At 28.3% G+C, this 14,527-nt stretch carries 12 protein-coding genes; 4 read left to right on the top strand and 8 right to left on the bottom strand.

Features of this window, described 5'->3' with window-relative positions:
• Positions 1-12 precede the first annotated feature (12 nt).
• From Q0J90_RS03430 to Q0J90_RS03410, 5 genes are read right to left on the bottom strand one after another with little or no spacing between them, the layout of a single operon-like run.
• Positions 13-948, bottom strand: a complete 936-nt coding sequence (locus Q0J90_RS03430) for a UDP-N-acetylmuramate dehydrogenase (protein WP_297276577.1) — start codon at positions 946-948, stop codon at positions 13-15.
• On the bottom strand, positions 917-2,305 hold the full coding sequence (murC, locus tag Q0J90_RS03425; protein WP_297276576.1) for a UDP-N-acetylmuramate--L-alanine ligase: 1,389 nt from the start codon (positions 2,303-2,305) through the stop codon (positions 917-919). Before murC ends, Q0J90_RS03430 begins: the two co-directional genes overlap by 32 nt.
• A gap of 39 nt (positions 2,306-2,344) precedes the next feature.
• Positions 2,345-3,415 carry a glycosyltransferase gene (locus Q0J90_RS03420; RefSeq protein WP_297276575.1) on the bottom strand — a complete coding sequence of 357 codons (1,071 nt, stop codon included), beginning with the start codon at positions 3,413-3,415 and terminating at the stop codon, positions 2,345-2,347.
• A complete protein-coding gene (locus tag Q0J90_RS03415) occupies positions 3,412-4,506 on the bottom strand; it encodes an FtsW/RodA/SpoVE family cell cycle protein (RefSeq protein ID WP_297276574.1) in 1,095 nt (364 codons plus the stop codon). The genes Q0J90_RS03420 and Q0J90_RS03415 overlap by 4 nt, the downstream gene beginning before the upstream one ends.
• Positions 4,507-4,526: 20 nt before the next feature.
• A complete protein-coding gene (locus Q0J90_RS03410) occupies positions 4,527-5,417 on the bottom strand; it encodes a toxin A (protein ID WP_297276573.1) in 891 nt (296 codons plus the stop codon).
• A 221-nt stretch (positions 5,418-5,638) separates the two neighbouring features.
• Here Q0J90_RS03410 and Q0J90_RS03405 point away from each other — a divergent pair, with 221 nt between their 5' ends.
• Positions 5,639-6,661 carry a diguanylate cyclase gene (locus Q0J90_RS03405; protein ID WP_297276572.1) on the top strand — a complete coding sequence of 341 codons (1,023 nt, stop codon included), beginning with the start codon at positions 5,639-5,641 and terminating at the stop codon, positions 6,659-6,661.
• Positions 6,662-6,687: 26 nt separating this feature from the next.
• Here the strand turns inward: Q0J90_RS03405 and Q0J90_RS03400 are convergent, their stop codons facing one another.
• Positions 6,688-7,530, bottom strand: coding sequence for a hypothetical protein (locus tag Q0J90_RS03400; RefSeq protein WP_335823585.1), 843 nt, complete (start codon positions 7,528-7,530; stop codon positions 6,688-6,690).
• Positions 7,531-7,574: 44 nt separating this feature from the next.
• Positions 7,575-8,996, bottom strand: coding sequence for a fibronectin type III domain-containing protein (locus Q0J90_RS03395; protein WP_297276570.1), 1,422 nt, complete (start codon positions 8,994-8,996; stop codon positions 7,575-7,577).
• A 196-nt stretch (positions 8,997-9,192) separates the two neighbouring features.
• Between Q0J90_RS03395 and Q0J90_RS03390 the strand changes: the two genes are divergently transcribed.
• Positions 9,193-9,960, top strand: coding sequence for an ankyrin repeat domain-containing protein (locus Q0J90_RS03390; protein WP_297276569.1), 768 nt, complete (start codon positions 9,193-9,195; stop codon positions 9,958-9,960).
• 32 nt (positions 9,961-9,992) lie between these two features.
• Here the strand turns inward: Q0J90_RS03390 and Q0J90_RS03385 are convergent, their stop codons facing one another.
• Positions 9,993-11,465, bottom strand: coding sequence for a 4Fe-4S dicluster domain-containing protein (locus Q0J90_RS03385; RefSeq protein WP_297276568.1), 1,473 nt, complete (start codon positions 11,463-11,465; stop codon positions 9,993-9,995).
• Between the two features lie 321 nt (positions 11,466-11,786).
• Here Q0J90_RS03385 and ald point away from each other — a divergent pair, with 321 nt between their 5' ends.
• Together ald and Q0J90_RS03375 are read left to right on the top strand one after the other, a co-directional pair.
• Positions 11,787-12,899 (top strand): alanine dehydrogenase, encoded by a 1,113-nt coding sequence (gene ald, locus Q0J90_RS03380; RefSeq protein ID WP_297276567.1) that lies wholly within the window; start codon positions 11,787-11,789, stop codon positions 12,897-12,899.
• Between the two features lie 152 nt (positions 12,900-13,051).
• Positions 13,052-14,413, top strand: coding sequence for a sodium:alanine symporter family protein (locus Q0J90_RS03375; protein WP_297276566.1), 1,362 nt, complete (start codon positions 13,052-13,054; stop codon positions 14,411-14,413).
• Positions 14,414-14,527 lie beyond the last annotated feature (114 nt).

Below are 14,527 nucleotides of genomic sequence, written 5' to 3'. Positions count from 1 at the left end.
TGAATTATGAATTTATACTAATAAAGTTATATTTATTTTAGGGTTTATATCATAATGCTGTTCTATTTTTTTTCTTGTGTCTTCTATAAGATTTATAACATCAATGGCTCTGCATATCTCATTATTATCTTCATTGCTGTTAATACAATTATTGATAATATAATTTGGGAACCTTTTATGCCATATCATAGCGCCATATTTCATATCAAGTCCTCCTACACGCTCCACCATCTCATAAGCCTTTACATCTCCAAAATCTTCAAATACAGGACCTATATTTGCTTCCATAGGTGCAACAGAACCTCTTATATATCTGTACCAATCTATTCTATTGTCAATACTTTCAGGATTATCATTTTCCAATTTAAATATAATAGATAATATAACAATATTATTTTTATCTTCTTCAGTCATAGACACATATTCATCTGTGCTTATTTCTTTTACTTCGGCAGTCTTTTTATCTATAATTGTAACATTCTTTACTATATTCATTAATGACATTCCGAATGATTCCAATTTTTCATAAATGGCAGAACCTACCCTGCTATTAACTAATGCTAGAAATTCTAATCCGGATAAATTTCTTATTCTAGCTTCATGTGATAATCTTTCTAAAATAGCAGAAGCATTGGCTTTTAGAATTCCATTGTCTAAAAACTCGAAATTTTCAAATTCACCCTCCATAGATATCATAATGCCTCGATATCCATCATCTGATACTAAAACTCTGTTAGCATCTCTCATAACAAAATAGTCTATATTATTATTATATAAAAAAGAAACCAATTCTAAAAAAGATTTTATTTCTTTTACTATTATAAACAAATCAACATTTCCGCCTACACTGAAACTGCTGAATTTATTAAAAGGATGATTAACATAATATTCTATATTATTATCATTGAGAAATTTCTCAACTGCTTGATAATTGTTTTGCATACTCATTACTAATCCTTACTATATTGCCAGCCCCCAAAGTTAATATTATATCTCCATCTTTTTTCATATCATTTAATACTGACAATACATCTTCTATATTTTTTACATATTTTACATTTTTATTCTGTCTTCTTACTATATCGCATATAGTTTCACCGCTTATTCCCTGTATAGGAGCCTCGCCTGCAGCATATATATCCGTAATAATCACATTATCAACATCATTAAAAGCATATTCAAAATCATTCAACAATAATTCCGTTCTGGTGTATCTATGCGGCTGAAATACAGCTATAATACGCCTATTAGGATAAGCCCCCCTTACCGATGATAATGTAGCCTTAATTTCTGTTGGATGATGAGCATAATCATCAAACAACATAATCTCTTTATCATAAAGTTTATTTAATCTTCTTCCTACACCTTCAAATGTTTTTAACCCTTCTTTTATGCTTTCAATATCTATACCTAAATGAAAAGCAACACCAATAGAAGCTAATGAATTCAATACATTATGCATACCTATTAATGGAATATTAAACTCTCCAAGAAGCTCTCCATTATGATAAGCATTAAAATACGTTATAGGAGCTTCTACTCTAATAGAATTCTTATCAACATAAAAATCATGCTCAGGTGAAAATCCGTAAGAATAATATTTTTTATTTGTACTTTTAGATAAATCCTTTACAACATCGTCTTCAAAACATAGAAAAGAACATCCGTAAAAAGGAACTTTATTAATAAATTCTAAAAAAGCAACTCTCAAAGCCTCGACATTTCCGTAATAGTCCAAATGATCATTATCAATATTAGTAACAACATTAATTACAGGAGAAAGCCTTAAAAAACTTCCATCGCTTTCATCTGCCTCGCATACCATATATTCGCTTTTTAAATCATTACATGCAGCATTGCTTTTTAAATTAAAATGATTTCCTCCAATAATACAAACAGGATTAAGTCCGGCATACATCATAATCTGAGTAATTAAGGAAGTTGTTGTAGTTTTTCCATGAGAACCAGATATTGCTATTCCATATCTTAAACGCATAAGTTCTGCAAGCATTTCACCTCTCGATATTACAGTTATCTTTTTAGCTTTAGCTGTAAGTATCTCTTCATTAGTAGGGCTTATAGCAGAAGATGTTACAACAGCTGTTACATCGTCCTCAATGTTGTCTGCTTTATGTCCGTAATAAACTTTTATTCCAGAAGCCTCCAAAGATTCAGTTTTAGCTGTTTTAGCTAAATCACTTCCAGTTATAGTAAAACCTATAGCATTTAATACGCTTGCTATAGCACTCATACCTATTCCGCCGATTCCTATAAAATGTATCTTCTCTTTTCTTCTTGTAAACATTCAATTTCCTAATTTTTTATTTAAATATCAACCAAATTATCATTTATTTAAACTATTCATTATATCATCAACTATCATAGAAACAGATCTGGAAGACCAACTATTTTTTATATTTTCTCTCATAGCCATTAATCTTTCATTATTATTTAAATTGTTAACTATAACATTCTCCAATTTTTCTACAGTTAAATCAGATTCTTCTATTAAATATGCCATATCTTTATTTAATAAATCTAAAGCATTAAAATATTGATGATTATCTGTTGCATAAGGAAACGGTACTAAAAGAGATGGTACATTAACAGCTAATATCTCACTTATAGAACTGCTTCCTGCTCTTGATATAACAAAATCAGCTGCATGCAGCAATGTAGACATATCTTTATAATAACTATGAACTGTTACATTATCAAATTTTGCCTTGTTAACTTTTTCTATCATCTCAGTTCCCCATTTAGGACCTGCAAGCCATATTATATGCAAATTTTGTACCTTAGATTTTATATTTTTAATACATTCAAAAAATAATTCATTCAATTTTAAAGCACCTTGAGAACCGCCCATAACAACTAATAATTTATCATCATTGCCTAATTTCATAACAGTTCTTGCACCTTCTCTATTAACAATGAAAAACTCTTCTCTTACAGGATTACCGAATACCTTTCCATTAGGCATAAACTCTAATGTTTTAGAAAAAGTTAAATAAGTATTCTTAGCATGCTTATAAAATATTTTATTAACTTTTCCAGGTATGGAATTTTGCTCGCATAAAAATATTGGTATATTCTTCCATTTTGCCATTTGAAGCATAGGCAGCGATACAAATCCACCCATTCCTATTACACAATTCGGCTTATGCTTATCAAGTATTCTGCCTGCTTTAAGCAGAGACGGTATAAATTTCAATAAAAACAATATATTCTTTAACATATTTCCAGGAGGATTAATATTAATAGTATTAAAATCATAATTATGAGGTATAAGATTGTAATCTTTAGCCGCAACTACTAATCTAGGGTTATGACCTTGTTTTTTTACATAATCATATATTGAAACTGCAGGGGTAATATGTCCGGCTGTTCCTCCTCCGCATAAAATTATATTCATTGTTCTCTCCTTTGAGTTATTTTTAATAATATAGCAATCATAATCATGTTAATAACTAAGGCATTTCTTCCATAACTAATTATAGGAAGAGGCATACCTGTAGTCGGAATCATAAGTGTAGCAACCATTATATTTAAATATGCCTGAACACTAATGAACATCGTTATTGCAAATGAAAGATTCTTCAAAAATAAATCGTTTGTCCGCGATGATATTATAAAACCTCTTATAGTAAAAGAAAGAAATAATAATAATATTATAATATTACCTATTAAACCATACCTTTGGGATACAGATGCATATATGAAATCAGTTAAAGCAGCAGGTAAATGTGTACTTACATCCCTTATTTTCTCATCAGGAATACCAGTTACTCCTCCATAATTGAACGCTAACTTAGCCCTTCTTATTTGATATATATCTTCTTCTGACTGACTATGCGGATCAAGATAAGAATTAACTCTGCTTCTCATATAAGGAACATTAAAAATAAATAAAGCAAAAACTATCATTAAAAATAATGCCGAAAGAAGCAATGATCTAAAAGGTATTCCGCCGTAAAAAAATATTGAAAATCCTACCATCGCAAATAAAAGTGCTGTTCCCGAATCCGGCTCTATTAATATTAAACCAGAAATTGCACATAAAACAGCAAACGGAGGAGCTAATCCTTTTTTTATATCAAATAATTTCTCGCCTTTTTTACTTAATACACTGGCTAAATATATTGAAAATGTTATTTTTGCTATTTCAGAAGGCTGTATAGTAATTCCTGGAGCTATAAGAAGCCATCTTTTTGCAAGACTCCCTGCAACTGTGATACCAAAAAAATAAACCCATGCCAATAAAACAAGTGTTACCAATAACAATAATGGAACCATCTTATCTATAAGATCAAAAAAGTCCGGCACTATAAGTAATATAATAGTACCTGCTATCATGATAGATAATAATTTCAAATGATTATTAAAATAATTCCCATTAGGTTCATGTATAGTCTGTGCTCCGTATATAGCAACTAATCCTGCTATTAATAAAGCTACATATATAATTAACAAATATCTATCTGGAATTAATTTTCTTTTTACCATATATAAAAACTCTTTTATTTCTATAATATTTTATAAGCTAAAGATAATTTAAGCTCTATAAAAGTTGTATTATTATAATTAGGAAGTCCTACATGCAGTCCAGCAGAAGCCCCTATATTAAGCAGCAAACTGTCTTTTAAAAAATTAAAATTAATAATACCGGCTATACCAAATTTGTGCGAAAGATGTTTTGAATTAATAAGATATGTTAAACCATAATATCCGCCTATATAAAACGGATTTATATTACCCAGCAAATAAAAATCATTAATTAATTCAAATTCGCTTTTTTTATGCAATATAGCAGTTCTAGGATCATAATAATATTTTTTATCCCCAACATTAATATAAGTCATAGTAAAATTATCTATCAATACAAAATGATTAAATCTAAAAACAAAATAAGGCGAAACATTAATCAAAAATCCGAATGCATTGCCTTTTTGCATTGCAAATAAAGTATTAAAAGAGTAATCAACATTATTATTATCAAAACCAGCATAACCAAAATTCATGGCATTAAACATAAAATCTAAATAAGCACTTACTCTAACACCCAAAAATGATAATGGTTTAATATCTGCAAATATACCTACCATGTCGGAAGACAGAGAAAAATTATTTTCTATACCAAAATCTGCTTTTGTATTTTTATATAAATAATTATCTGTCATTTTATACAGATAAAGTCTATAGTATAATTTGGTTTCTAAATTAAATTTTATATAGTTGAATCCTCCTAAAACAGTTTGCTCTATAAAAAGTTCATTACTATAAACACCTGTATTCGTATTAACTGGTATATTTCTATCATATATATCTATGTTAAAAAGTGTATTTACATCTGCAAAAATAATATTATAACATAAAAAAAATGATAAAACTATGATAAAAACATTTAATTTTCTCATTAAAATCTCAAACCATATAATAATGACTATTATATGATACTTTATAAAATAAAAAAATCAAGATTATTGAACTACTATTTTTATAATTTTAATTTACAGTATATAAATTCACATTATCAAATTGTATTAACGGCATTAACAACAATTAAAATATTATTGAAAAAAAAGAATATATATGTTAAACTCCTAATACAGCGGACTAATACAGTTAGGGTTTATAAATGTACAAAAGCATTATCAAATCAATAATGGAAAATCGTATAAATATAGTGAAAAAAAATTCCACTATATCAGACTTAATTTCCATTATATGTAAAAAATCCAGCAAAATATTGGCAGTAACAAATGATTCTGATAAAATAGTTGGTGTAGTTAATTATGATGAATTATTGGTTAATATCCTAAATAAAATGTCCAGCAAAAAAAATCAGGATATATTGAATAAAGAAATTTCAAACTTTATGAATAAAAACCTAATACTTGCTCATCCTGAAGACGATGCACTTATCACTTTTGAAATAATGAAAGAAAATAAAGTAGATTATATTGTCGTAATTAACTCTGATAATTATCCAATAGGTGTTTTGAACATATACGACTTATTTGAAAGCGTCATTAAAACAAAAGTACGAAATATGGATTATTCTGTTAATGAAATAGAAAAAAAGTCCTCTATTGAAAAAGATAAAGTAATAAAAAAGCTAATGAAAGAAATAGATACTTTACATGCTCAATCAACAATAGATCCATTAACAGGATTATTTAATGTAAGATATTTTAATAAAATAATAGAAGAAGAGGTGGAAAGAGCTAGAAGATATAAATATAGTATATCAATTATATTTATGGATTTGGATCACTTCAAAGATATCAATGATATATACGGGCATGACTGCGGAAATCTTGTACTTCATGAGATTGGAAAATTATTGAGCAATAACTCCAATAATATTAATATGCTTAGAAAGAGTGATGTGGCAATACGTTATGGAGGAGAAGAATTTATAGTTATATGCCCAAATACCAAGAAAGAACAAGCATTAATACTTGGAGAAAGAATAAGAAAAACTATTGAAAAGAAAAGATTTAATTATGAATCTACTATGATTAATATAACAGTAAGCGTAGGCATTGCCGAACATAAAGGTTCATCAAAGCAGCCTATAGCTGTAACTATAAAAAATGCTGATTCTGCAATGTATGAAGCAAAACATTTAGGAAGAAACAAAGTTATAGTACATTAAACTTTATTATCATAATTTCTAATAAATTATGATACATAAACTTTTTCTTCATAAACTTCTTTAGCTTTAGAATACAATTCTGCTGCTTTTTCATAATTTTCATTAATAAATTCAATATTTCCAAGGTGAAAGTAATCACTTGATTCTGGATTTTCTTTTATTTTTTTAGTATATTTGGCCTTACATTCTTCTAAATTTGGATAATTATCTCTTAAACTTTTACTTCTAAGATTTTTAAGAGCCAAAATTTCAGGAGTATCTGCAGGATACATAGCTAAAGCTTGTAAATACATATTTTCTGCTCTTTTATAATCCTTAATTTCATGTAAGCAAACCCCATAATAATGATAGTCATTATGATCAGCTAAATTATTATCAACTAAAATTTTATAAAAATTCATAGCCTCTTTATAAAGCTCATTTCTAAAGAAATAATTAGCCATATAAACTAAAGCAACCCTATCTTTACTATTAATTTTAAGAACATTTTTAGCCGCTTCTAAACCCTTATCCTCTTCTTTAAGTAAAGTACATAAAGATAAAAATTCATAATAAGGATTCAAATTAGAGGATGTATATAAAGTAATACCTTTTCTATAAAGTTCAAATGCCTCTTCTAATCTATATTCTTTTTTGGCAATAGCACCTAAAATAAAATATGCCTCTGCCGCCATCCAATACTCTAAAAAAGTATTTAAAAATATTTTTGCATGTTCATAATTACCACTTTCAAATAAAGAAACGGCAACCTGTAAGTATGATTTCATATCATCACCTGAACTAAGTCTCATACTTCTTTTTAAAGCTTCAACGGCTTCCTCATTTACTCCTTTTTTCAATAATTCTTCCGCAAGATTGCTTAATTTCATTGCTTTAGTATTAGTAGTAGACACGTTAAATACTCCTTTTTATTTTAATGAACTGGTCTAGCATAAACTTCTTCAGAAAAACCACTCTCTATATTTCCGCCTTCACCGCCTATAGCTGTAACCCTAAAATAATAAACTTCTTCAGGATTTAATCCTTCTAATAAATATTCTGTCTGATTTCCAACTACTATAGGAGTATGTTCAGCATTGTTATAAACTCCTGATTTAGTTCCATAATATATTTTATATCCTGAAACATTCTCATGCGAACCCTCCCATTTTAATATAATGGAATTATTATTTGCTGGTGCAGCAGTCAAATTTATTGGAACTAGAGGTAATCTGCCATTATGATAAACTATATCAATATTATTTAATATTGGTGTAATATTTCTATCCGTATTACTTTTTAATACAGCTCTTATTTGTATATATCTAGCTCTATTAACAGTGGCAAATACATTATTATCATCTAATAATTGCCAAGTTATATTATTATCATCCGGAGCAAAATAATAATCAGAAGTTCTATAATAAATATCTATATATGAACCATTAGTAAAACTACCGATATAATTTATAGAATCAATAAATGTATTCACACTTCCAAAATCTATAACTTTACTTATTATCTCTCCATTTGGTAAATATTTATATAAATTAAAACTTTGTTTATAATTAGGAGTAAAATAAAATGAATCTATACCTCCTATAAAACCCTGACCCAAATAAAGAGGATCTAAAGACATGTGAGTAAAATCAACATAATAAGGAGAACCTGTTCTATCACCTGTACTTGTCAAATATATAACCTGCTCTTCAAGACCATCTATATATTTTACTAACTTTCCAGTAGATGCATCAAAACTTATACTATGATGTCTCCATTCATTTTCTTTCAAATATTCTCCCTGTGATAAAGTAATATTTGTATATTCTCCGTTATATGTAAATATATTATTAAATTGCCAAACTAATCTGCCGTTTATAATATTAGCTCTTATGCCTGAGTATTTTGTTACTCCATTATCATTATATATAGCCATTTTAGATAAAACTTGAGAGTTCATTCTTATCTTATAAGGATTCAAATAAAACTCTATAGTAAAACTGCTCATAATATCATTTAATTGTTTTTCATGATGTTCTATCTTTATAAATGATTCTATATTTGGAAGAAGTACTGCTGTACCTCCATTGGCACCGTCTATATATTTTATGTCTCTGCTTCTAGTAATGCCATGATGATACGATGCATCTAATAATACAGATCTTTCAAACAATGAAGAAATATCAGATACAGCATCTTTATTATCAGAAGCATTATCCAATATAAAACTATTTGTAACACTGCTTAAAGTATTATAATAAATATTATTTGTGTTTGAAAATACATTATAAACATCAGCATTTAAGCTAGCTGTAAAATATAAAATAAATGCTATAAAAAAACCTATATAACGCACAATAAATTCCTAATAACCATTAATTCTTTAGATAATTATTCGGATGTTTTTTTAATTCCATTATTAAAAATATAATAAAAACACTAATTTAAAACTGTATATTAATACATTGAGTAAAAATTATATTTATATATGTAAAAAAATAAAAATATGTTATTATTAACTTTTATAAGTTATATAAAATTAAGGGTTAATTATGAAAACATTATACAAATTTATAATTTTAACTTTAATAATATCAAATACATTAATATCTGCAGATATAAAAGGTGCATTTTTTTCAGCTGTACATAGCGGTAATATTAATTTAGTAGAAGAATATATAAAAATGGGTATAAATGTAAATATACAAGATGATATGAAAAGAACAGCATTAATGATAGCAATGTATAAAAATGATATGAAAATTGCAAAACTCTTAATTGATAATAACGCAAATGTTAATATACAGGATAACAAATTTAATTCTCCATTTCTATATGCATGTGAAAAAGGATATATAAATATATTAAAAACTATGCCTATAAATTCTGACACCAAAACTACGCTTAATATATATGGAGCTAATGCTTTAATGCTTGCATGCGAAAAAGGACATTGGGAAACTACAAAATTTTTACTTGAAAATACAGATATAGAAGTTAATCATATAGATAATTTATCAAGAACAGCTCTATTAGAAATTGCAATATTTGGAAAGGATACCATCAATTATGTAGAAATAGTAAAACTTTTATTGCAGCATGGTGCAGACAAAAGCATAAAAGACAGTAAAGGACATGATGCTTTATACTATGCCAAAGAAAGAAAATTAAATAATATAGAAAAATTATTGGTTAATGAAGATACTAATAATGTTAATGAAAATACTAATAATGTTAATGAAAATACTAATAATAGTGAAGAAAATACCAATAATGAAAATACTAATAATATTGAATATAAATCAAAAGACAAGATTTAATGTACTCTTGTCTTTTGATTAATAATATTTTATTATTCTTTTTTTAATTCTGAACCAGTAGAAGCATATCTCTGTAATTGAACAGCAGCAACTTTAGGATTTTTCACAACACAAGGACCTCCTACACATCCGCCATTACAAGCCATAACCTCAACAAGATTAGGAGTGTCATCAGTAACAGGAGTTTCTCCGGATTGAACTTTTCCATAACCTTTTAACTGCTTCATACCTTCTTTATCAAGCCCATTAATAACAGCAGCTTTTAATTTTTCAGGATGTTTTAATCTTATTTTAACAGCCTCAGATACTCCTCCGCTCATAGCATATTTTCTTCCAGAAGCAGTAGGCACAGCTCCTAAATCTAAATCTTCTTCTTTAGCGACATCTGTACCTGTGGCAATAAATAATGCATCAAGTTCTTCCATAGATAAGCAATAATCTACTAAATCATCATCTATACTCTCTCTTCTTTTAGCTAGACAAGGTCCTATAAACACATTAATAGCATCAGGATCTTCAGCATGCATCATTTCAGCTGTATAATGCATAGGAGTTCTAGTTTCTGATACACAAGGAATTAACTCAGGAACATGCTTTCTAACAGCTTTAACATAAGCAGGACAGCATGATGTAGTCATTAATTTATCTCCTCTTTCCATTCTCTCTTCAAATTCTTCTGCCTCTTTATCTGAAGTAACATCAGCTCCTAAAGCTACTTCCCATACTTTATTAAATCCTATCTTTAACAAAGCACTTTTTAATTGCCCCGGTTTAGCATTAAATTGAGAAGCTATAGCAGGTGCATACATAACATTAACTTTTTTATCATCTTTTAAATGCTTAAGTACATCTATAAGCTGGCCTTTATCCATCATGGCACTGAAAGGACATTCTCTCATACAGTTTCCGCAGAATATACATTTATGATAATCTATAACTTCTTTACCCTGCTCATTTTTATTAATAGCTCCTACAGGACATGACTCTTCGCATGGAACTGGTATATAAATAATTGCATGATAAGGACAATTTTTCAAACATAATCCGCAGTTAATACATTTGCTGCTGTCTATATATGCCCTTTTCTCATCTAAAATAGTTATTGCATTTTTAGGACAGTTCATCATACATGGTCTTGCCAAACAAGCCTGACAAGCATTAGTTACCATAAAGTTAGCTTTTACACAAGCATTGCATGCTTCATCAAGTACCGTAAGCATAGGCCAAGTTGGTTTTTCTCTCTCTAATGCCAATTTAGCATATTGAGATAATGGAATACCGCTGTCTTCTTTACCTTCAACACTTATACCAAGTCTTGCCATAATTCTATTCTTTATTATTTCTCTATCATGATAAATACAGCATCTTATTGATTTGCTGTCTCTTGGTATAATTTCTATAGGCAATTTGTCTATATCTTCTATTAATCTATCCTCAATAAACATTAAAGTAATCTGAACCAAGATTTCCTTTTTTAGCTGTGAGGCATTATTATTAATATTCACTTTCTATACTCCTAAAATTAAGTGATGTATTTTAAACAATAAATACTTTTATGGTATTTATTGTTTAAAATATTATAAAATAAAAAATATTTTTTTCAAGTATAATATTCGTATATTATACAAAATTTTATTGTATATAGTATTCATATTAAATGTTTTATTAACACTAAAAAAAATATTAAAAAGGAAAAAATAGAAATAAAAATAAACATTATTTCTTGACAAACACAAATAAAACAATTATACTGAATGCATGTATATTTTTATATTCCATATAATATACATCTATATATAGTAATTTTTATTTTAAGGAGTTTTTTTATGCTTATAGGATGCCCAAAAGAAATCAAAAACCAAGAATACCGTGTAGGTTTAACACCAGCAAATGCTGCTGATTATATTGCTAAAGGTCATAAAGTAATCATGGAAAAAGGTGCTGGAGAAGGTTCTGGTTTTACTGATGATGAGTACAAAAAAGTTGGAGCAGAAATAGCTGATAAAAAAAGAGTATTTGAAGCTGATATGATTATTAAAGTAAAAGAACCTATTGAAGAAGAATATGAATGTTTCAGAGAAGGTCAAATCCTATATACTTATTTACACTTAGCTGCTGATAAGCCTTTAACAGATATGTTATTGAAGAAGAAGATAAAATCTATAGCTTATGAAACTATGAAAGATGAAATGAATCAATTACCATGTCTTGCTCCTATGAGCGGTATAGCTGGAAGATTATCTATTCAGCAAGCTGCTAAATATACAGAGAAAAAATTCGGCGGTCAAGGTATATTATTAGGCGGTGTACCTGGCGTACAAAAAGCTAATGTTGTTATACTTGGTGCCGGTGTTGTAGGATTTAATGCTGCACAAATGGCTATGGGTATGGGTGCTAATGTATCAATTACTGATGTTAATTTAAAAAGATTAGAGTATATTGACCATGTATTTAATATGAGAATTAACACATACTTCAGTGCTCCTGCTAAATTAGAGGAATTATACAGGACTGCAGATGTTGTTATCGGAAGTGTTTTAATACCTGGAGCAAAAACTCCAAAACTTTTAAGAAGAGAACATTTAAAAATTATGAAAAAAGGTGCTGTTATCGTCGATGTTGCTATTGACCAAGGCGGATGTTTTGAAACTTCTCATGCTACAACCCATGACGATCCTATCTATATTGAAGAAGGTATAGTACATTACTGTGTTGCTAATATGCCGGGGGCTGTGGCAAGAACTTCTACTATAGCACTTACAAATTCTACAACTCATTACGGAATAATGCTGGCAGAAAAAGGATTAGAAGAAATTTGTAAAACTAATAATACTATGCTTACAGGACTTAATACTTATAATGGAAAATGTACATTTAAAGGAGTTGCTGATGCATTAGGTATTGAATACACTGATCCAAAAACTGCTTTAGGTTGCTAAAATATTTAGTTAATTAAATTAAAGTATGGTATCGCTATAAATATTTTTTGTAGCGGTATCTAATCTAAACTACCATACCGTATATTTTTTAACATATAGAATAATTCTTAATTATTCTATAATAAAGATAAAATCTATAATAGGGGAAAATTATGCAAACAATAGAAAATATAAATAATGTAGTAAATAGTTTCGTATGGGGACCTTACATGTTAGTACTGCTTGTTGGTACAGGAATATATTTAACAATAAGATTAAATATATTTCAGATAACAAGAGTAGTATTATGGATGAAAATGACTTACGGATCTTTAGGCTCTAATAAAAAATCATCTCATAATGTTACCCCATTCCAAGCTGTTAGTGTGGCTTTGGCCAGTACAATAGGAATAGGAAGTATAGCAGGTGTATCGACAGCATTAGTCGCCGGTGGTCCAGGAGCGCTATTTTGGATGGTATTATCTGCTTTTTTTGGTATGATAACTAAATTTTCAGAAGTTACTTTATCAGTATACTTTAGAAATAAAGATGAAAAAGGAATACACTATGGCGGTCCTATGTACTATATGGAAAAAGGATTAAAACTAAAATGGCTTGCTATGTTATTTAGTATATTTGCAGGAATTGCCACTTTTGGTGCTGGAAATATGACACAATCTAATGCAATAGCTAGTTTAATGCAGCAAACTTTTAAAGTACCTAATATAGCAAGCGGTATAATAGTGGCATTTATAGTAGGACTTGTTATAATTGGAGGAATAAAAAGAATAACTACAGTAACTGAAAAATTAGTACCTTTTATGGCTTTATTATATTTTATATCCGGTTTAATAATATTAATAATAAATTCTAAAAACTTACCTAATGCTATTAATTTAGTATTAAATAGTGCATTCTCTATGGAATCTATTGGAGGAGGAATATCTGGATATGCTATATTTATTGCTATGAGATATGGTGTAGCTAGAGGAGTATTTTCTAATGAAGCAGGAATCGGTACTGCTCCTATAGTACATGCTACAAGTGATACCAATAATCCAATAGAACAAGGTATGTGGGGAATATTTGAAGTTTTCAATGTATTAATAATATGTATAATCACAGGGCTTGTAGTTTTATCTTCTGGTATATATGGAACTACTAATGTTGATGGTGCAGCTCTTACTTCATTGGCTTTTAAAAATTCTTTAGGCTTTACAGGTGAAATCATACTTACTATATCTAGTGTATTATTTGCCTTATCTACTATGATAGGTTGGGCTTATTACGGAGAAAAATGTTTCGGTTATCTAACAAATGGAAATAAAATTGTAATATCCATATACAAATTGGCATTCATAGTTGCTATAGTATTAGCATCTGTTACAAACTTAAAATTAGTTTGGGCTATATCTGATACATTTAATGGACTTATGGCTATACCTAACTTAATAGCTATACTTTTATTATCGCCTATAGTAATAACTATGACAAAAAAATACTTGAAAGATCCTAAATCTACTGAAATAGAATAATTTGAATTATTAATAATACCTATTTTATAATTTATATATTATGAAATGGGTATTATTTTTTTATCATTTTAGTATATCTTTAATCTTTTTCAATTCTTTTTGGTATTCTTTTGA

This window comes from uncultured Brachyspira sp. (assembly GCF_944390595.1).
In the GTDB taxonomy this organism is placed as follows: Bacteria; Spirochaetota; Brachyspiria; order Brachyspirales; family Brachyspiraceae; genus Brachyspira.
Note: the sequence above shows the minus strand (reverse complement) of the source record. Positions and strands in the feature narration are given on the sequence as shown.

Excerpts from the sequence above, each read along its gene's own strand:
- Q0J90_RS03430 (WP_297276577.1), bottom strand. The coding sequence starts at position 948 with ATGAGTATGCAAAACAATTATCAAGCAGTTGAGAAATTTCTCAATGAT.
- murC (WP_297276576.1), bottom strand. The coding sequence starts at position 2,305 with ATGTTTACAAGAAGAAAAGAGAAGATACATTTTATAGGAATCGGCGGA.
- Q0J90_RS03420 (WP_297276575.1), bottom strand. The coding sequence starts at position 3,415 with ATGAATATAATTTTATGCGGAGGAGGAACAGCCGGACATATTACCCCT.
- Q0J90_RS03415 (WP_297276574.1), bottom strand. The coding sequence starts at position 4,506 with ATGGTAAAAAGAAAATTAATTCCAGATAGATATTTGTTAATTATATAT.
- Q0J90_RS03410 (WP_297276573.1), bottom strand. The coding sequence starts at position 5,417 with ATGAGAAAATTAAATGTTTTTATCATAGTTTTATCATTTTTTTTATGT.
- Q0J90_RS03405 (WP_297276572.1), top strand. The coding sequence starts at position 5,639 with ATGTACAAAAGCATTATCAAATCAATAATGGAAAATCGTATAAATATA.
- Q0J90_RS03400 (WP_335823585.1), bottom strand. The coding sequence starts at position 7,530 with ATGAAATTAAGCAATCTTGCGGAAGAATTATTGAAAAAAGGAGTAAAT.
- Q0J90_RS03390 (WP_297276569.1), top strand. The coding sequence starts at position 9,193 with ATGAAAACATTATACAAATTTATAATTTTAACTTTAATAATATCAAAT.
- ald (WP_297276567.1), top strand. The coding sequence starts at position 11,787 with ATGCTTATAGGATGCCCAAAAGAAATCAAAAACCAAGAATACCGTGTA.
- Q0J90_RS03375 (WP_297276566.1), top strand. The coding sequence starts at position 13,052 with ATGCAAACAATAGAAAATATAAATAATGTAGTAAATAGTTTCGTATGG.